Here is a 19,225-nt window from a genome sequence, read left to right on the forward strand (position 1 = left end):
GACCTTGCCTGGCCGTGACGTAGTTCTCGGTCGTGGTGTCGTGGCAATGCTAGCCTCGACAGCTACGGGGTATTCCCGAAGGGCGGCAAACGTGCCGGGCGCGGGCTTCAGCAATGAAATTCAGGGTATTGGGGTGTAGCGGCGGCATCGGTGGTCAGGAAATGCGGACCTCCGCCTTTCTGGTCGACGATGATGTGCTGATCGACGGCGGCACAGGCGTGGGTGCGCTTGAGTACGACGCGCTGCTGCGTATCGACCATATCTTTGTGACCCACGCCCATCTTGATCACATTGGCTTCATTCCGTTGCTGGTCGATACCGTCGGGAATGATCGTCGTTCCCCGATCACGGTGTACGGCACGGTCGAAACCATCCGGATCCTGCGCTCTCATATCTTCAACTGGCTGGTGTGGCCCGACTTCAGCGCCATCCCGGACCGCCATCGGCCGTTCATGCGCTTTCAGGTCCTCAAGGTGGGCGAAACCATAGCACTCGATGGCCGCAAGATTTCAGCGCTGCCGGCGCTGCATACCGTGCCCGCGGCAGCCTACTGTCTCGATAGTGGCGATGGACAGCTGATCTACACGGGCGACACCACGTATTGTCCGGCGTTGATCGCGGCAATCAATCAGCAACCGGCGCTCCGACATCTGGTGGTGGAGACCGCCTTCTCCGATGCGCAGCATGGGCTGGCCATGGCGTCGCGGCATCTGTGCCCCAGTTTGCTGGCCGGCTTCCTGGAGGCGCTGACGTGTCGCCCCGAGGTGCACATCAGCCATCTCAAGCCCGGGCACGGTGAGCGAACGATGGCCGAGATTGGTGTTTCGGGCGGTGCGTTCCGACCGACGATGCTGGTCAATGGTCAGGTGCTGACGTTCTGAGCGCTGCCGCATTTGCTGGATGCCGCTAGAATGGCGGAAACGGGCGCGTTTGCGCCGACCGACGACATTGAGCAGGGATCGCGCGCCATGAAAGCTGCTGGCAAAAGCCCTTCGAGCGGAGATGTAAGCAGCCGCCTCGCCTTCTTCAAAGGCCTGCAGGCCGCGACCAATCGCATTCACGCCACCCAGAACATCGACGAGATCATCTTCGAGTTGTCGGCTGACCTGTGCGACCTCTTCGGTGCCGAGCGGCTAACGATCTACACGCTCGACGAGTCGCGCACCGCGATTGTTTCCAAGGTCAAGACCGGGCTCCATTCGGTCAATAGCATTCGCTTGCCGATCTCCGAAAACAGTGTTGCGGGCTACGTGGCACATACCAAGAAGATGCTGAATCTGCCGGACGTGTACGACGCGCCGGCGCTCAAGGCGATTTCGCCGCGCCTGGAGTTCCGAAGCGAGGTCGACGAAGTCACCGGTTACCGTAGCAAGCAGATGCTTGTGGCGCCGATTCTGACCGGCGAAAACGGGGAATTGATCGGGGTGCTTCAACTCATCAACGCCGTTGATGGCAAACCGTTCTCGCCGGTTGCCGAAGAGGGCTTGCTCGGGCTGGCGCAGACGCTCGGCGTGGCCTTTGCCCAGCGTGCGCGCACTCAGGGAAAGCCCCGCAGCCGCTATGATTTGCTGGTCGCCGATGGGCATCTGTCGGCCCAGGAGCTGGACGCCGCCGGACGAAAGGCGCGCGATCGAAAAGTGAACACGGAAGATGTGCTGCTCGACGACATGGGGCTGGCGCTGGCCGATGTCGGCAATGCCATTGCGCGCTGCTTCAACGTCCCCTACGAGCCCTTCCGTGGAGACCGCATCAAACCGGTCGACCTGCTGCGGAACATCAAGCGCGATTTTGTCGAACAAAGTCACTGGCTACCGCTCGAAGAAACCGAAGAGGGCATCGTCGTCATGGCGATCGACCCCGAACAGACCCGCGCATCGCGTGTCGCGCACAACGTATTTCCGAATAAGAAGATTGCGTTTAGAGCCACCACGCACCGGGATTTCAAGCGAACGATCGATCAGTTCTTTGAAGCCAGCCTGGATCTGGGGTCGGTCGACGATCTGCTGCTCGATCTCGGCGAAGAAGAGCAGGATGGCTCGGTCGCCGAGGATATCTCCGCCGCCGCCGACAACGAACTGGTCAAGCTGGTCAACAAAGTCATCATCGACGCCTACAAGCAGGGCGCCTCCGACATCCACATCGAGCCGCGCCCGGGCAAGGTCAAGACGCTCATCCGTTTCCGCAAGGATGGCACGCTGGTGCCTTACATCGAAGTGCCGGCCAGTTACCGCAACCCGCTGGTGACCCGTATCAAGATCATGTGCGACCTCGACATCTCAGAGCGTCGCAAGCCGCAGGACGGCAAGATCAAGTTCCGCAAATACGCCCCGCTCGATATCGAACTGCGGGTTGCCACCATTCCCACCGCCGGCGGCATGGAAGACGTGGTGATGCGGATCCTCGCCAACAGCGAACCGATTCCGCTCGACAAACTCGGCCTGTCGCCGCATAACCTCAAGCGCCTCAAAGGCGCCATCGCCCAGCCCTACGGCATCTTCTTTGTGTGTGGCCCCACCGGCTCCGGCAAGACCACCACGCTGCACTCCATCCTCGGCCACATCAATACACCAGAAACCAAGATCTGGACCGCCGAAGACCCGGTCGAGATTACCCAGAAAGGCTTGCGCCAGGTGCAGGTCAACCGCAAGGCCGGCCTCGACTTCGCCACCATGATGCGCGCCTTTCTTCGCGCCGACCCCGACGTCATCATGGTTGGCGAAATGCGCGACCGGGAAACGGTCTCCGTCGGCCTCGAAGCCTCGCTCACCGGCCACCTGGTGTTTTCCACCCTGCACACCAACAGCGCGCCCGAGTCGATTGTCCGCCTGCTCGACATGGGTATGGACCCCTTCAACTTTGCCGATGCGCTCCTTGGCGTATTGGCCCAGCGCCTCGCCAAGCGGCTGTGCGTCAAGTGCAAGAGCGCCTATCACCCCAGCGGTGAAGAACTCTCCAACCTCCTCGACGAATATTGCATCGATCTGCAAGGCACCCCGCCCTTTCTCGCCGATGCCGAGGCTGCCCGCAAGACCGTCGCCCGACGCTGGCAGCAAGACTTTGCCGACAAGAGCGGCCAGTTCACGCTCTACAAGCCTGTCGGTTGCGACGACTGCACCAACGGCTATCGCGGCCGTGTCGGCCTGCACGAGCTGATGCTCGGCTCGGATGGCGCCAAAAAACTCATCCAGGAGCACGCCCGCGTCGCCCAGTTGCTGGTACTCGCGCTCGACCAAGGCATGCGCACGCTGCGCCAGGACGGTATCGAGAAGGTGCTGGACGGTACCACCGACATCAAACAGGTCCGCAAGGTCTGCGTGCGCTGACGTATGACGTCAACATGGGTGACGAAAATCGTCACCCCGCGCCAAATCGACCGTGACGATTGTCACGCTGGAATTTGGCTGAAAATTCTAATTTGTTGTAAACATTGAGAAAAATTGATTTCTTAGAAAACTGGCACGCACAATGCGTATATGTTCCCGAGCGGATCCAATCCGTGACTGACAGAATCTCTCTCTGAGGAGCATGACCATGAACAAGACCATCAAGCGCGCCCAGCAAGGCTTCACCCTGATCGAACTGATGATCGTGGTTGCGATTATCGGTATTTTGGCCGCTGTCGCGATTCCGCAGTATCAGGACTACACGATCAAAGCAAAAGTCGGTAATGCACTCACCGCCGTCGATAGCATAAAGACTGCAGTTGCTCTGTGTGCACAGGAGGCTGGTGGTGTCCTGACCGGTTGCGACGCAGGTTCCAACGGCGTTCCGGCAGCATTGACCGCGACCAAGGAAGTTGCTTCGGCAACGATTGTCGATGGTGTTATCGTTGCAACGCTTGCAACCGGGATCGGTACTAATGTCGACGGTCAGACCATCACCTTTACCCCGACCGTTGCAGCCGGCGACACCAACCTGCGCTGGACTAATACCACGACGGTTTCCCAAGCAGCGGCTCTTGCCGCGATTACCAAAAATAACTAATGTTCGAAAAAAGTCGGGCCGTAATGCCTGACTTTGGTTGATGAATGAACGCCCGATGGTATGTCGGGCGTTCTTTTTTGTTTGCTGGAAATGCTGGGTTCTTTAGCGATCGATGGGTAAAATAACGTCTGTTTATCACGGAATCGATTCGACGCCATGCTCGCATTTTTGTCCGCGCTTTCCCCTCTCGACGGCCGCTACGCTGCCAAAGTCGCCGACCTTCGCGACCATTTCTCCGAATTCGGCCTGATCCGCAGTCGCGTCAAGGTCGAGATCGCCTGGCTGAAGGCCTTGGCTGCCGAGCCGGCGATTGCCGAAGTCGCGCCGTTCTCGAACTCCACCCAAGTCAAACTCGACGGTGTCGTCGAGAGCTTTCTGCCGCAGGATGGCGAGGCCGTCAAAGCGATCGAGGCGACGACCAATCACGACGTCAAGGCGGTCGAGTACTGGTTGAAGAAGCGTTTTGCCGATAACGCCGAGGTGGCGAAGGCGTCGGAGTTCATTCACTTTGCCTGCACCTCCGAGGACATCAACAACACTTCGCATGCGCTGATGTTGAACGATGCGCGCAAGCAGGTGATGCTGCCGACGCTGGATCGGGTGATCGCGCGCTTTGTGGCGCTGGCGCATGAGCTGGCGGATGCGCCGATGCTGTCGCGCACGCATGGTCAGCCGGCTAGTCCGACGACGATGGGCAAGGAGATGGCGAATATTGCCTACCGGCTCAAGCGGGCGCGCAAGCAGATCGCCGAGGTCGAGATGACGGCCAAGTTCAACGGCGCGGTGGGTAACTACAATGCGCATCTGTCGGCTTACCCCGACTTTGACTGGGCTGGGTTCAACCAGCGCTTTGTCGAGTCGCTGGGGCTGAGCTTCAACCCCTACACGATCCAGATCGAGCCGCATGATGCGATGGCTGAACTGTTCGACGCGACGGCGCGTTGCAACACGATGCTGATCGACGCCTGCCGGGATATCTGGAGCTACATCTCGCTGGGCTTTTTCAAGCAGCGCCTGAAGGAAGGCGAGGTGGGTTCGTCCACCATGCCGCACAAGGTCAACCCGATCGACTTCGAAAACGCTGAGGGCAACCTCGGGGTGGCGAACGCGATGCTGCGCCATTTCAGCGAGAAGCTGCCGATCTCGCGCATGCAGCGCGACCTGACGGACTCGACGGTGTTGCGCAACATGGGCGTGGCCTTTGGGCACACCTTGCTGGCTTATGACTCGCTGCTCAAGGGCCTGGGCAAGCTGGAGGCCGATCCGGCCAAGCTGGTGGCGGATGTGGATCAGGCGTGGGAAGTGCTGGCCGAGCCGGTGCAGACCGTCATGCGTCGTTATGGCGTCGAAAACCCCTATGAGCAACTCAAGGCGCTGACGCGGGGCAAGGGCATCACCAAGGAAGGCCTGCACGCGTTTATTCAGACGCTGGCGATTCCGGATGCCGAGAAGACGCGCTTGCTGGAGATGACGCCGGCGAGTTATATCGGTATTGCGGCGCAGCTCGCGCGCGCGATTTGATCTTTTCGGTTTCTGTAGAGCCGGCTTCAGCCGGCCTTTTTCATCCATTGGCGGGTTGAAACCCGCCCTACATTCGATTGGCCAGCCGGGTGGCCTGGCCACGGAGGCGTGCATGTCTTTTTCCGAAACACTCAAGCAACTGCCCAAAGTCTCGCATCTGGCAGCGCTGACGCTGATCGATGCGGACGGGGGTGAGGTGGCGACCATCGAAAACAAGGCGGGGCAGGCCGGCTCGCTGGTGGTCTACAACCATCTGGCGCAGCTGTACGGCGCAATTTCGCCCGATGCGGCGAAGAAGGGACTGGAGTTGTATGCCGAGCATACGGACGACGCCCGTGCCAATCCTGGCAAGCATCCGAATATCGATCGACTGATCGGTTTGATCGAGCGGGATGAGACGTTACGGGTCAAGCAGGTGTTTGCCGTTTGATGGCGGCGTTGCCTGCGCGAGCTTGAATCGAAAAAAATGGGATGCCGAGGCATCCCATTTTTTGTATTGCTTTGTCTTCAGGCTTTCTGTTTCTTGGCCTCTTCGGCCGCTTTGGCTTCGTTCTGCGCGTTCTTCTTGGCGTTCCACGACAGGAACTGGTAGGCAAAGAAGTAGCTCCAGAAGATGAACGCGGCGAGCGACACCCAGGTAGCGAAGGGCAGACCCACCAGCAGCACCAGTGCGGCGAGGGCAATCAGCAAGACGCCGCCGATCAGGTTGATGGTGATGTAGATCGGCTTGTAGCGCTCGGGGTTCTCGAGCTGCACGTTGCTCCAGTTGGCGACTAGGTCGAGCCGGTTGCGTTTGCCGATGCGCCAGGCCCGGGACAGCATCAGGCCGGCGAGCGCAAACAGGCCGAGATAGAGCGGCAGAACGTAGAAATTGACTTCCATGGGACGCTTCCTTGTCGCGGAGATCCGGGGCGGGTGCTGTTAGACGACCGCCTCTTCCTTGGTCTTTTTCGGTTGGATGAATTGCTCGCGCGACACGCCCAGCCACATCACCAGCGGGCTGGCGACCAGCACCGAGGAGTAGATGCCGAACAGGATGCCGATGGTCAGCGCCAGGGCGAAGTAGTACAGCGTTTCGCCCCCGAAGAGCAGCATCGACAAGACCATGACCTGCGTACTGCCGTGGGTGATGACGGTGCGGGAAATGGTGCGGGTGATGGCGTGGTTGAGCACATCTGGCGTGCTCATGGCGCGCTTCTTTTTGAAGGTTTCGCGTACCCGGTCGAAAACCACGACCGATTCGTTGACCGAGTAACCCAGCACCGCGAGCACGGCGGCCAGCACGGCCAGTGAGAACTCCCACTGGAAGAAGGCGAAGAAGCCGAGAATGATGATCACGTCGTGCAGGTTGGCGATGATGGCCGAGATGGCGAAGCGCCACTCAAAGCGCAATGCCAAGTAGATCATGATGCCAATCACCACCAGCAGCAGCGCCATGCCGCCGTCGGCCGCCAGTTCCTTGCCGACCTGCGGGCCGACGAATTCGACCCGGCGCATTTCGCCTTTGGGGCCGTCCACCGTCGCCAGCATGCCAAGCACCTTTTCGGAGACCCGGTTGCTGTCCAGGCCGTCCTTGTTGGGCAGGCGGATCAGGATGTCGCGGGCGCTGCCGAAGTTCTGTACCTGGGCGTCGGGGTAGCCGCCTTCGCCCAGCGCGTCGCGGATGAGCTGCACCTGCGGCGCCTCGGCGTAGTTCACCTCCAGCAGCGTGCCGCCGGTGAACTCAACGCTCAGGTTGAGTCCGCGGGTGAGCAAAAACAGTACCGCCAGCGCGAAGGTGATGAACGAGATGATGTTGAACACCAGCGCGTGCTTCATGAACGGGATGTCGTTCTTGATGCGGAAGAATTCCATGTTCGCAGTCCTTGCTGCCGGCGCGAACGCCGGCCAGTGTTATCAGTTGTTGCTCGGCTTCCACACTTGTCCGATGGACAGGGCAGCGACTTTGCGGCGACGGCCATAGACCAGGTTGACCAGCGCACGCGACACCAGAATCGCGCTGAACATCGAGGTCATGATGCCCAGGCAATGCACCACGGCGAAGCCGCGCACCGGGCCGGAGCCGAATACCAGCAGCGCGATACCCGCGATCAGCGTGGTGACGTTGGAGTCGAGAATGGTGTCGAAGGCGCGGTCGTAGCCGGCGGTAATGGCCGCTTGCGGGCTGGAGCCATTGCGCAGTTCTTCGCGGATGCGCTCGTTGATCAGCACGTTGGCGTCAATCGCCATGCCCAGGGTCAGCGCGATGGCGGCGATGCCCGGCAGGGTGAGCGTGGCCTGCAGCAGTGACAGCAGCGCGACCAGCAGCAACAGGTTGGCCGACAGCGCCAGCACCGACACCAGGCCGAAGAGGGCGTAGTAGGCGATCATGAACACCGCGATGGCGACGAAGCCCCACAGGGTGGAGTTGAAGCCTTTTTCGATGTTTTCGGCACCCAGGCTTGGGCCGACGGTGCGCTCTTCGATGATCTCCATCGGCGCGGCCAGCGAGCCGGCGCGCAGCAGCAGGGCCACGTCGGTGGCTTCCTGGGTGCTCATGCGGCCCGAAATCTGGACCCGGCCGCCGGCGATTTCGCCGCGGATGACCGGCGCGGTGATGACTTCGCCCTTGCCCTTTTCGATCAGCAGGATGGCCATGCGCTTGTTGACGTTCTCGCGCGTGACGTCGCGGAAGATGCGGGCGCCGGCCGAGTCGAGCGTCAGGTGGACCGCCGGCTCCTGGGTCTGGCCATCAAAGCCGGGCTGTGCGTCGGTGAGGCGCTCGCCGGTGAGCACCACTTGCTTCTTGACCAGCAGGGGGCTGCCACCGCGTTCGGTGTACAGCTCGGTGCCGAAAGGCACGCGACCGGCCATGGCTTCTTCGAGGCGGCCGGCGGTGTCGTCGACCATGCGCACTTCGAGGGTGGCGGTACGGCCGAGGATGTCCTTGGCTTTGGCCACGTCCTGTACGCCGGGCAGTTGCACCACGATACGGTTGGCGCCTTGCTGCTGAATCACCGGTTCGGCCACGCCGAGTTCGTTGATCCGGTTGTGCAAGGTGGTGATGTTTTGCTTGATCGCGAATTCCTGCAGCGTCTTGGCCGCTTGCGGGGTCAGCGTGGCGGTCAGACTGGCCTGTCCGTCTTCGTCGCGATCGACCAGGAGCAGATCGGCGGTGCTGGCCAGAATGGCTTTGCGACCGGCTTCGCGGACGTCGGTATCGCGGAAGCGGATTTCAACCGCGTTGCTGATACGACGGATGCCCGAGTGGCGCACGTCTTTGTCGCGCAGCAGGGTGCGCAGGTCGCCGGCGGTGGCGTCCATGCGTTTGGTGAGCGCGCCGTCCATGTCGACTTCGAGCAGGAAGTGCACGCCGCCGCGCAGGTCGAGGCCGAGGTACATGGGCAGGGCGCCGATGGAGGTCAGCCAGTTCGGCGAGGCCGAGAGCAGGTTGAGCGCCACCACATAGCTCGGGTCGGCGGCGTTCGGGTTCAGGCCGCGCTCAATGGCGTCCTTGCCCTGCAACTGCAGATCGGTCGTTTCAAAACGGGCGCGGACGCTGTTGGCGTCGGAGAAGATGCCTGTGTGCGGGAGCTTCGCCGCGCTCAGGATCTCGGCCACGCGCGCTTCGACCTGCGCCGGTTCGAGCTTGAGGGTTGCCTTGCCGCTGGACACCTGAACGGCAGGCACTTCGCCGTAGAAGTTGGGCAGGGTGTAGATGAACCCGAAGATCAGCACGAGGGCGATCAGCAGGTTTTTCCAGAGGGGATAACGGTTCATGGGCGAGTCGCCTGGTCTGGCGTGAATCAGAAACGGAGCGGGCGGCCAGGCCGCCCGTACGATACAAAGACTTAGATGCTCTTGATGGTGCCTTTTGGCAGCACATTGGCAACGGCGAGTTTCTGAATCTTGAGATTCACGTTTTCAGCGACCTCGACCTCGCAGTAGGTGTCACCCACGCTGGTGATGCGACCGATGACGCCGGCGAAGATGACTTCGTCGCCCTTGGCCAGCGCTTCGACCATGCCCTTGTGCTCTTTGGCGCGCTTCATCTGCGGACGGATCATGACGAAGTACAGCACTGCAAACATCAGCAGCAGGGGCAGCAGGCCCATCAGACCGCCGCTGGGATCTGCCGCTCCGGCGGCTTGAGCGTAGGCATTGGAAATCAGCACGTTGGACTCCGATCACATTTCATTGAAAAGGCGGCAAGTATAGCAGTTGCAGGCAACTCACACCTCGGCACCGCGCCCGCGCTCATCCTGGAAGCGGCGCACGAATTCGGCGAAGCTGCCGGCCTCCAGTGCTTTGCGCATTTGCGCCATCAGCGCCTGGTAGTAATGCAGGTTGTGGGTGGTGTTGAGCATGGCGCCGAGGATCTCGCCGGTGCGGTGCAAATGGTGCAGGTAGGCGCGCGAAAAGTTCTGGCAGGTGTAGCAGCTGCAGCTGGGGTCGAGCGGGCGGGTGTCGTTGCGATGCTTGGCGTTCTTGATTTTCAGATCGCCAAAGCGGGTGAACAGCCAGCCGTTGCGGGCGTTGCGGGTCGGCATGACGCAGTCGAACATGTCGATGCCGGCGGCGACTGATTCGACCAGGTCTTCGGGGGTGCCCACGCCCATCAGGTAGCGCGGTTTGTCTTGCGGCAGGCGCGGCGCCGTGTGGGCGAGGATGCGCTGCATATCTTCTTTGGGTTCGCCAACCGACAGCCCGCCGATGGCGAAGCCGTGGAAGCCGATGTCCATCAGTCCGGCCAGCGAGTCGTCGCGCAGGGTTTCGTGCATGCCGCCTTGCACGATGCCGAACAGCGCGTTGGGGTTCTCCTGCGCGTCGAAGGCGTCACGTGAGCGCTTGGCCCAGCGCATCGACAGCTGCATGGACTTGGCGGCTTCGTCGAGTGTGGCCGGGTAGGGCGTGCACTCGTCGAAAATCATCACGATGTCGGAATTGAGCGAGCGCTGGATGCGCATCGACTCTTCGGGCGTGAGAAAGAGCTTGCTGCCATCGATGGGCGAGGCGAACTTGACGCCTTCTTCGGTAATCTTGCGCAGCGCGCCCAGACTGAAGACCTGAAAACCGCCCGAGTCGGTCAGGATCGGTTTGTTCCAGCCCATAAAGCCGTGCAGGCCGCCGAAAGTGTCGAGCACCTCGGTGCCGGGGCGCAGCCACAGGTGGAAAGTGTTGCCCAGGCAGATCTGCGCGCCGATGTCGTTCAGCGCTTGGGGCGTCATCGCCTTGACCGTGCCGTAGGTGCCGACGGGCATGAACACGGGGGTTTCGACCACGCCGTGGTTCAGCGTGAGCCGGCCGCGCCGCGCGGCGCCATCGGTGGCCAGCAATTCAAAATTCAGGCTCATGACGCCCTCCGGGAAAGAAACATGGCGTCGCCATAGCTGAAGAAACGGTACTGCTGCGCGACCGCGTGGGCGTAGGCGGCGCGGATGCTGTCCATGCCCGCCAGCGCCGACACCAGCATCAGCAGCGTGGATTTGGGCAGATGAAAATTGGTGACCAGCGCATCAACCACATGGAATCGGTAGCCCGGCATGATGAACAGCTCGGTTTCGCCCGAGCCGGCCACCAGCAGGCCGGACTGCGCGGCGGATTCGAGTGCGCGCAGGCTGGTGGTGCCCACCGCGACCACGCGGCCGCCGCGCGCGCGGGTGGCTTCGATGGCGGCCACGGTTTCGGCCGGCACAATGTACTGTTCGCGGTGCATCTGGTGTTCGGCCAGATTCTGTACCCGCACCGGCTGGTAAGTGCCGGCGCCCACATGCAGCGTCACCGCCGCGGTGCGCACGCCGCGTTCGCGAATGCGCGCCAGCAGGGCCTCGTCAAAGTGCAGGCCGGCGGTCGGTGCGGCGACCGAGCCGGGGTGGCGGGCGAAGACGGTCTGGTAGCGCGCCTCGTCCGCCTCGCCGGCGGCGCGGGTAATGTAGGGCGGCAGCGGCAGGGCGCCGTAGCGCTCGGTGTAGTCGATGACCGTGGCGTCGGCCGGAAAGCGCAGATGAAAGAAATCACCCACCCGGCCGAGCACCTCGACGTCGAAGGCATCGGCCAGTCGCAGCGTGCTGCCTGCCTTGGGCGACTTGCTGGCGCGTACCTGGGCAATGGCTTCGTGCTCGCCCACCGGGCGCTCGATCAGCACTTCGACCTGGCCGCCGGTGGCTTTCTGGCCGAACAGGCGGGCGTGAATGACGCGGGTGTCGTTGAAAACGAGCAGGTCATCGGCGCCGAGCAGTTCCGGCAAATCGGTGATGCCGTGATCGCTGAGCGCGTCGCTGCCGACCACCAGCAAGCGGCTGGCACTGCGCTCGGCGAGCGGGGCCTGAGCAATCAGCGCGTCGGGCAGCGCGTAATCAAAATCGTCGAGAGTGAGTGTCATGTGCTTGATACGGGATCATGTTTTGGTGATAATGCGCGGCTAGCCAGCCGGGATGGCGGAATCGGTAGACGCAGCGGATTCAAAATCCGCCGGTGGTGACACTGTGGGGGTTCGAGTCCCCCTCCCGGCACCAGCGCTTCAATCGTGGGCGAAAAGCCCCGAATCTTATCCGTCACACGACGGCCTTGCCAAGTACAGCGGCACAGGCCCTGACGGAATCCAGCGGAGAATGCTTTCATGGCGCTCGACCCCAAAGCCCGGGGACTGCTCGACATGGTTCAGCGTGTGGGTGTGCCGCGCTTTCACGAGCTGGATGTTCCTCAGGCGCGCCGCGCCTCTGAAAAATTGCTGTTTGCCTTCCGGCCTGATGCGCCGCCGGTCGCTTCGGTCACCGAGGTGCCGATCGGCCGTCGCGACGGATCGGTGTTGATGGCCCGGCTGTACCGCCCTTTGCAGGCTAAGTCCGGTCAGGTGCTGCCCCTGTTGGTTTTCTATCACGGCGGCGGCTGGTGCGTGGGCGATGTGCCGTCCTACGACGTGGTGTGCCGCGAACTGGCCAATGGCGCAGGTTGTGCGGTGTTGTCGGTGGAGTACCGCCTGGCGCCCGAGCACCCCTTCCCCGCGGCTTTTGACGATGCCTTGCTGGCGCCGGACTGGGCCATCGAGCAGGCCGATTTGCTGGAAATCGATCCTGACCGCGTCGCCTTGGGCGGCGACAGTGCCGGTGGCAACTTGCTGCTGGGCGCGGCACTGGCCTGGCGCGACCGTGCTGGCGTGCCGCCGCTGCGCTATCTGGCTGCGATCTATCCGTGCACCGAAATCCACAGCAGTCGGCCCAGTCGCGAGACCTATGCCGACGGCTATTTTCTGGATCGCGCAACCCTGCAGTGGTTCTTTGAGCGCTACTTACCCAATGGCGAGTCCGAAGACTGGCGCGCGTCGCCGATGCGCGCCTCGTCCTTGGCCGGTTTGCCGCCGATGACGCTGGTGACGGCAGGCTGCGACCCATTGACTGACGACTGTCTCGCGTTTGCCGAGCGGGCGCAGGCGGAGGGCGTCACGGTGCGCCATCATGCTTACGACGGCATGGTGCACGGCTTCTTCACGCTGGGCGGCTACTTCCCGCAAGCCAATGTCGCGGTGGCGCAAGTGGCCGCCGATCTGGCCGAGGCGCTGTCGCTCACCTAAAAACGCCGTACATCGATGCGGCGTGAATGCTTGAATGTTTCGTCCGAATCAAGCGGTTTCTTCGGCCAGCGCGTGCTGATACCAGTCCAGGCGGTGATGCAGCTTGACCACCTGCCCGACGATGAGCAGTGCCGGCGGGCGCAGGCCTGCCTCGGCCAGCGCGTCGGCCAGCGTGCCGAGCGTGGCCACCACCGTGCGCTGATGATCGGTGGTGCCGTTTTGTACCGCGGCCGCCGGCGTGTCGGCCGGTACACCATGCGCGATCAGCTGCTTTGAGATCTGCGGCAGCGCGCCGATCCCCATGTAGATCACCACGGTTTGATGCGGTCGCGCCAGCGCGGCCCAGTCCAGGTCGGCGGTGCCGTCCTGGAGATGACCGGTGGCGAAGGTACAGGACTGGGCGTAGTCGCGGTGCGTGAGCGGAATGCCGGCGTAGGCCGACACCCCGGAGGCCGCGGTGATGCCGGGTACCACTTCGAAGCGCACGCCGGATTGCACCAGCTCTTCAATTTCTTCGCCGCCACGTCCAAAAATGAACGGGTCACCGCCCTTGAGACGGACGACATGCTTGCCGGCCTGCGCCATGCGTACCAACAGGGTGTTGATCTCACCTTGTGGCAGGGTGTGATTGCCGGCTTCCTTGCCTACATAGACGCGTTCAGCGTCGTCGCGGATCAGGGTCAGGATGTGTTCGCCGACCAGGTGATCATAGACCACCGCATCGGCTGCCGCGATCAGCCGGGCGGCGCGTAGCGTCAGCAGTTCGGGGTCGCCGGGACCCGCACCCACCAGACTGACGACGCCGTCGGGCGTCTTGCCTTGTCGTGCCGGGGCGCCGTCTGGCGGTGTGAGGCTTCGGCTTCGCGGCGGAATCGGTCGGCCGCTGATGCCGCGGGCTTCGAGTCGGTCGACGATGCGTTGGAGTAGCGACGACAGGGCCGGGGCGGTCAATCCATTGTTACAGGTCAAACTGGTGTCTTGGCCGGCCATGTTCGTCATCCTCGGGTTCGATGGGGTATGACTGTAACAACCCTTCTATCGGATCAAGATTGATTGGAGTCAAAGACGCAGCGGTTCGTGAGGTTCAACCTTCGTCTCCAGCGGAATGACCCGCAACTGCGTTTTCTTAGAAGGGAGACCGAGCATGAAGACCCGTGGAACCTGGCTGGCGAGCGCGCTGGCGATGGCGGCAATGCCGTTTGCCATCAGCAGTGCCTTTGCAGCTGATGCACCGAGCATGACGGATGCCGAGAAGGCAACCGCCAAGAAAATTTACTTTGAGCGTTGCGCCGGCTGTCACGGTGTGTTGCGTAAAGGCGCAACCGGCAAGAACCTCGAGCCGCACTGGGAAAAGACCCTGAAGGATGGCTCCAAGCTGGAAGGCGGTACGCTGAAGCTGGGTCAGAATCGTCTTGAGAAGATCATCGCCTACGGTACCGAAGGCGGCATGGTGAACTTCGACGACATCCTGACCAAGGATGAAATCAACCTGATGGCCCGTTATATCCAGAACGTGCCCGATGTCCCGCCTGAGTTCTCGATGGCCGAAATGAAGGCCACCTGGAAAGTCATGATGCCGGTCGACAAGCGTCCGACCAAGCAGATGAACAAGATCAATCTGAAGAACATCTTCTCGGTCACCCTGCGTGATACCGGCGAAGTGGCACTGATTGATGGCGACACCAAAGGCATCGTCAGCGTCGTCAAGACCGGCTACGCGGTTCACATTTCGCGTATCTCGGCTTCTGGCCGCTATGTGTACGTGATCGGCCGTGACGGTCGTCTGTCGCTGATCGACCTGTGGCTTGAGCAGCCTGCCGTTGTGGCTGAAGTCAAGGTGGCTTTCGACGCACGTTCGGTGGATACCTCCAAGTTCAAGGGCTACGAGGACACCTACGCGATCGCCGGTGGTTACTGGCCGCCGCAGTACTCGATCATGGACGGCGCAACGCTTGAGCCGCTCAAGATCGTCAGCACCCGCGGCATGACCGTTGATGGCGAATACCACCCCGAGCCGCGCGTGGCCTCTATCGTGGCTTCGCAGACCAAGCCGGAATGGGTTGTCAACATCAAGGAAACCGGCCAGATCCGTCTGGTGGATTACTCTGACCTGAAGAACCTGAAGGAAACCACCTTCGAATCCGCCAAGTTCCTGCATGACGGCGGTTGGGACTCCACTCAGCGTTACTTCCTGGTGGCTGCTAACGCCTCCAACAAGATCGCCGTGGTCGACACCGTCGAGCGCAAGCTGGCCGCACTGGTTGATACCGCCAAGATCCCCCATCCGGGTCGTGGCGCCAACTTCGTGCATCCGACCTATGGTCCCGTGTGGACCACCGGTCACCTGGGTGCCGACGTGATCACCCTGATCGGTACCGATCCGGAGAAGCACAAGGACAACGCGTGGAAAGTCGTTCAGGAAATCAAGCACGTTGGTGCTGGCAACCTGTTCGTCAAGACCCACCCGAAGTCCAAGCACCTGTGGGCCGATGCGCCGCAGAACCCGGAGAAGGCACTGGCTGAATCGGTCGCCGTTTATCTGATCTCCGACTTGTCCAAGCCGCCGGTCATGCTGAACGTTGCCAAGGATTCGGGCCTGCCGGAAACCTCGGCCATCAAGCGTGCCGTGCAGCCTGAGTACAACGCTGACGGTAACGAGGTGTGGATCTCCCTGTGGGGCGGCAAGGCTGACCAGTCCGCCATCGTGGTGTATGACGACGTGACACTGAAGCTCAAGAAAGTGATCACCGATCCGAAGATCATCACCCCGACCGGCAAGTTCAACCTGCACAACACGCAGCACGACATCTACTAAGCAACATCGGGTAGACGTTTGACCCCGGGGGCTTCGGCCCCCGGTTTATCACTGATAGCGATTGCAACGGTTGCCGTTCCGGGCAGCCCAAGAAGGATAGAAAATGACGGATCAATCCAGCGACAACTCGGGCCGGAAAACGGGCTTTCTGGCGAGCTTGCGCCGTCCGAGTGCCAAGTATTCCCTCCTGACACTCCTCGTCGTCGGGTTTTTCTCGGGTGTCTTCTTCTGGGGCGGATTCAATACGGCCATGGAAGCAACCAATACGCTGGAGTTCTGCATCTCGTGCCACGAGATGAAGGACAACGTGTATCAAGAATACAAACAGACCATTCACTACTCGAACCGCACCGGCGTGCGTGCCGTGTGCTCCGACTGTCATGTGCCCAAGGACTGGACACACAAGATGATCCGCAAGATCCAGGCCTCCAAGGAAGTATGGGGCAAGATCACCGGCGTCATCGACACCAAGGAAAAATTCGAAGAGAATCGTTTGCGTCTGGCGCGTAACGAGTGGGCCCGGATGAAAGCCTCCGACTCGCGCGAGTGTCGCAACTGTCACAGTTTTGATGGCATGAATCCGGAAGCGCAGGCCAAGCGTGCGCAGAAGAGCCACACGTTCGCCATCGAAGACAACATGACCTGCATCGACTGCCATAAAGGGATTGCGCACAACAAACCTGAAGGCATGACCGAAGAGGATGAAGGTTAAATGGCGGGCAACCGCTGACTTGTAGCAAACCCAATGACCTACAGGGGACAAAACATGAGCATGAAGTTTTCCGCAATCGCACTGGGCGTCGCACTGTCTTTTGGTGCCGGCGTGGCCAATGCCGCCGAGCCTGCCGACTGGAGTAAGGTCGCTGCCAAGAAGATCACCGTGTTCTATCCGGGTGTGTCGCCGATCGAGTGGATCACCAAGGGCAGCGACCACGGTGGTGCCCGCCTGTTGAAGAAGGGCGAGACCTGTGTCGGCTGTCACGAAGAAGAACTCGCCGATATGGGCCAGAAAATGGCTAGCGGCAGCAAGATCGAACCGACACCGATCGCCGGCAAGGCCCCATCCATTCCGGTCAGCGTGCAGGCAGCGCATGACGGTGAAAATCTCTATCTGCGCTTTAACTGGAAAGAGCCGAAGGCCTCTGGCGCCGCCAAGATGGATGCCGACAACCAGGTGAAGGTGGCCTTCATGCTTGAGGGCAACAAGGTGGAGCGTGCAGATCAGTCCGGCTGCTGGGAGACCTGCCACTCTGATGCCCGCACCATGCCGGGCGCCGACGACAAGAAAACCAAGTATGTCAAAGGTGGCGATCTGGCCAGCGGCAAGTACTACGACCTGATTCAGTGGCGCAGCGGCAAGGGCGAAGGCCACGACGGTTACGTCGCCGACAAGCGCGTTGAGGACGGTGGCAAGGGACTGGTGAAAGCCGAGGGCAAGAAGGACGGCGACACCTGGACCGTGGTATTCACCCGCAAGCTGGCCGGTGGTGGCGAAGGGGATATCGCCCTGGCCACGGGCAAGACCTACAACTTCGGCTTCGCGGTGCATGACGACCACGCCAAGGGTCGTTTCCACCAGGTGTCGATGGGTTACACCCTGGGGATTGATGCCAAGGCAGATATCGTCGCTGCGAAGCAGTGAGCGATCTGTCTGTAGTGTGTTGAAAAGGCGCCTTCGGGCGCCTTTTTTATTGTGCAATCAGGGTCTTGGTGGCAGATATCCATGGCAAAAGAGGGGGCTTTGACAACTGTCAAGGGCGGCCGGTGGGGCATGGCCTAAGGTGGCGGACATTGAAGGAGAGGAGTCGTCAATGCGCTTTGATCGATCGCTGTGGGTGCATGTGCTGGTGTTGCTCGGGGTGGCTGCCGTGGCCGCGTCCGCGCAGGCCGAGCCCGCCACCGAACGGCAGCGCGAGCTGGTCAATATGGTGCGGCAGGACTGTGGGTCCTGCCACGGGCTGACGCTCAAGGGCGGCCTCGGGCCGGCTTTGTTGCCGGAGACGCTGCGCGACAAGCCGGCCGACGCGCTGGTTGCCACGGTAATGATGGGACGCCCAGGCACGGCGATGCCGGGCTGGGCGCCGTTTATGAATGAAAGCGAAGCAGCGTGGATCGTGCAGCGTTTGATGCAGGGTTTCCCGCCGGTTGCTGCACAGATGGAGTTGTCGAAATGACGGTTCGGATGTTGGGCGCCAGTTTGCTGTCTTTGGGGCTGCTGGCAGGATGTGCGCAAACGCCGGTGCTGCGCGGCACGGGTGACCTGGGTGTGGTGATCGAGCGGGCAACGGGATCGGTGCAGGTGGTTGAGCATTCGGGGCGCACGAGCCTCGGTTCGGTGCCGGGTCTGGGCGATTTGTCGCATGCCCATGTGACCTACTCGCGCGATGCGCGCTACGCCTTTGTGTTTGGCCGGGACGGTGGGCTGACCAAGGTTGATCTGCTGACCCGGACCATCGTCAAGCGGGTCATCCAGGCCGGCAATTCGATTGGCGGCTCGGTGTCGCAGGATGGCCGCCTGGTGGTCGCTCAGAACTATCAGCCGGGCGGCATCAAGGCCTTTGATGCCGATACGCTGGAACTGGTGTCCGAAGTGCCCGCAGAGTACGCGCCGGGGAAGTTTTCCAAGGTGGTGGGTCTGGCGGATGTGCCTGGACAGAAGTTTGTTTATGCGTTGTTCGATGCGGGTGAAATCTGGGTGACGGATTTTTCCGATCCCAAGCACCCCAAGACCACGCGCTTTCCGGCCGGACAGCAACCCTACGACGGCCTGGTGACGCCAGATGGGCGCTACTTCATGGCCGGGCTGTTCGGTGAGGATGGCATCGCGTTGCTGGATCTGTGGCACCTGGAGAAGGGCGCGCGGAAGATTCTCGATGGCTACGGCCGTGGCGAAGAAAAGCTGCCGGTGTACAAAATGCCGCACCTGCGCGGCTGGGCGATGGCGGGGGGCTTTGCCTTTTTGCCGGCGATCGGGCGTCATGAGGTGCTGGTGGTCGATACCAAGACCTGGACCGAGGCCGCGCGCGTGCCGGTCAAGGGGCAACCGGTGTTTGTGATGGCGCGGCCGGATGGTCGCCAGGTGTGGGTGAATTTCGCCTTCCCCGACAATGGCTGGGTGCAGGTGATTGATACCCCGACGCGCGAGGTGATCAAGACGCTGGCGCCGGGCAAGGCGGTGCTGCACATGGAGTTTACGCCGCGTGGTGACAACGTCTGGGTGTCGGCGCGTGACGACAATCGCGTGACGGTGTTCGACACCGATACGTTTGAAGTGCGCAAGACCTTGCCGGCGACGGCACCTTCCGGGATCTTCTTCAGCCATCGTGCTGCGCGGATCGGGTTCTAAGGGGGGCCGC

At 61.6% G+C, this 19,225-nt stretch carries 18 protein-coding genes and 1 tRNA gene; 12 read left to right on the top strand and 7 right to left on the bottom strand.

All coding sequences use genetic code 11. The annotated features are described in order from the left end of the window. Positions 1–113: 113 nt before the first annotated feature. From FHP89_RS18890 to FHP89_RS18910, 5 genes are all read left to right on the top strand, one after another. Complete coding sequence (locus FHP89_RS18890; RefSeq protein ID WP_144179361.1) at positions 114–881, top strand: 3',5'-cyclic-nucleotide phosphodiesterase; 768 nt, start codon at positions 114–116, stop codon at positions 879–881. Between the two features lie 87 nt (positions 882–968). Beyond that, complete coding sequence (locus tag FHP89_RS18895) at positions 969–3,323, top strand: GspE/PulE family protein (RefSeq protein ID WP_144179398.1); 2,355 nt, start codon at positions 969–971, stop codon at positions 3,321–3,323. A gap of 208 nt (positions 3,324–3,531) precedes the next feature. Continuing rightward, the gene (locus FHP89_RS18900; protein WP_186300379.1) at positions 3,532–3,984 is read left to right on the top strand and encodes a pilin; all 453 of its coding nucleotides are present in this window, start codon (positions 3,532–3,534) and stop codon (positions 3,982–3,984) included. 156 nt (positions 3,985–4,140) lie between these two features. After that, entirely contained in the window at positions 4,141–5,505 is a 1,365-nt protein-coding gene (gene purB, locus FHP89_RS18905; protein ID WP_144179362.1) for an adenylosuccinate lyase, read from the top strand. A gap of 112 nt (positions 5,506–5,617) precedes the next feature. Continuing rightward, positions 5,618–5,935 carry a DUF2322 family protein gene (locus tag FHP89_RS18910; protein WP_144179363.1) on the top strand — a complete coding sequence of 106 codons (318 nt, stop codon included), beginning with the start codon at positions 5,618–5,620 and terminating at the stop codon, positions 5,933–5,935. Positions 5,936–6,012: 77 nt separating this feature from the next. Here FHP89_RS18910 and FHP89_RS18915 read toward each other — a convergent pair whose 3' ends face one another. The 6 genes from FHP89_RS18915 to queA form a co-directional block, all read right to left on the bottom strand. Continuing rightward, positions 6,013–6,387, bottom strand: a complete 375-nt coding sequence (locus FHP89_RS18915; protein WP_144179364.1) for a hypothetical protein — start codon at positions 6,385–6,387, stop codon at positions 6,013–6,015. A gap of 39 nt (positions 6,388–6,426) precedes the next feature. Next, positions 6,427–7,359 carry a protein translocase subunit SecF gene (secF, locus tag FHP89_RS18920; protein ID WP_144179365.1) on the bottom strand — a complete coding sequence of 311 codons (933 nt, stop codon included), beginning with the start codon at positions 7,357–7,359 and terminating at the stop codon, positions 6,427–6,429. 42 nt (positions 7,360–7,401) lie between these two features. Continuing rightward, the gene (secD, locus tag FHP89_RS18925; protein WP_144179366.1) at positions 7,402–9,264 is read right to left on the bottom strand and encodes a protein translocase subunit SecD; all 1,863 of its coding nucleotides are present in this window, start codon (positions 9,262–9,264) and stop codon (positions 7,402–7,404) included. 71 nt (positions 9,265–9,335) lie between these two features. Next, entirely contained in the window at positions 9,336–9,659 is a 324-nt protein-coding gene (gene yajC, locus FHP89_RS18930; RefSeq protein ID WP_144179367.1) for a preprotein translocase subunit YajC, read from the bottom strand. 57 nt (positions 9,660–9,716) lie between these two features. Then, complete coding sequence (gene tgt / locus FHP89_RS18935) at positions 9,717–10,832, bottom strand: tRNA guanosine(34) transglycosylase Tgt (RefSeq protein WP_144179400.1); 1,116 nt, start codon at positions 10,830–10,832, stop codon at positions 9,717–9,719. A gap of 2 nt (positions 10,833–10,834) precedes the next feature. Continuing rightward, positions 10,835–11,866: a tRNA preQ1(34) S-adenosylmethionine ribosyltransferase-isomerase QueA gene (queA, locus tag FHP89_RS18940; RefSeq protein ID WP_144179368.1), complete on the bottom strand. Its 1,032-nt coding sequence runs from the start codon at positions 11,864–11,866 to the stop codon at positions 10,835–10,837. Between the two features lie 46 nt (positions 11,867–11,912). Here queA and FHP89_RS18945 point away from each other — a divergent pair. Both FHP89_RS18945 and FHP89_RS18950 read left to right on the top strand, forming a co-directional pair. Further along, positions 11,913–11,999: transfer RNA gene (locus FHP89_RS18945), tRNA-Leu, on the top strand. 104 nt (positions 12,000–12,103) lie between these two features. After that, positions 12,104–13,054 carry an alpha/beta hydrolase gene (locus FHP89_RS18950; protein WP_144179369.1) on the top strand — a complete coding sequence of 317 codons (951 nt, stop codon included), beginning with the start codon at positions 12,104–12,106 and terminating at the stop codon, positions 13,052–13,054. Positions 13,055–13,102: 48 nt separating this feature from the next. On the opposite strand, the gene cobA is transcribed toward FHP89_RS18950, so the two are convergent. After that, positions 13,103–14,044, bottom strand: coding sequence for a uroporphyrinogen-III C-methyltransferase (gene cobA / locus FHP89_RS18955; protein WP_144179370.1), 942 nt, complete (start codon positions 14,042–14,044; stop codon positions 13,103–13,105). Between the two features lie 154 nt (positions 14,045–14,198). On the opposite strand from cobA, the gene FHP89_RS18960 reads away from it, so the two are divergent. From FHP89_RS18960 to FHP89_RS18980, 5 genes are all read left to right on the top strand, one after another. Beyond that, a complete protein-coding gene (locus FHP89_RS18960) occupies positions 14,199–15,869 on the top strand; it encodes a cytochrome D1 domain-containing protein (RefSeq protein WP_144179371.1) in 1,671 nt (556 codons plus the stop codon). A gap of 103 nt (positions 15,870–15,972) precedes the next feature. Next, positions 15,973–16,581 carry a NapC/NirT family cytochrome c gene (locus FHP89_RS18965; protein WP_186300380.1) on the top strand — a complete coding sequence of 203 codons (609 nt, stop codon included), beginning with the start codon at positions 15,973–15,975 and terminating at the stop codon, positions 16,579–16,581. A 54-nt stretch (positions 16,582–16,635) separates the two neighbouring features. Beyond that, positions 16,636–17,511 carry an ethylbenzene dehydrogenase-related protein gene (locus FHP89_RS18970; RefSeq protein ID WP_144179372.1) on the top strand — a complete coding sequence of 292 codons (876 nt, stop codon included), beginning with the start codon at positions 16,636–16,638 and terminating at the stop codon, positions 17,509–17,511. A gap of 169 nt (positions 17,512–17,680) precedes the next feature. Next, entirely contained in the window at positions 17,681–18,043 is a 363-nt protein-coding gene (locus tag FHP89_RS18975; RefSeq protein WP_144179373.1) for a c-type cytochrome, read from the top strand. Next, positions 18,040–19,215, top strand: a complete 1,176-nt coding sequence (locus FHP89_RS18980; protein ID WP_144179374.1) for a cytochrome D1 domain-containing protein — start codon at positions 18,040–18,042, stop codon at positions 19,213–19,215. Before FHP89_RS18975 ends, FHP89_RS18980 begins: the two co-directional genes overlap by 4 nt. The last annotated feature ends 10 nt before the right edge of the window (positions 19,216–19,225 follow it).

This window comes from Denitromonas ohlonensis (assembly GCF_007625205.1).
Taxonomy (GTDB): Bacteria; Pseudomonadota; Gammaproteobacteria; order Burkholderiales; family Rhodocyclaceae; genus Nitrogeniibacter; species Nitrogeniibacter ohlonensis.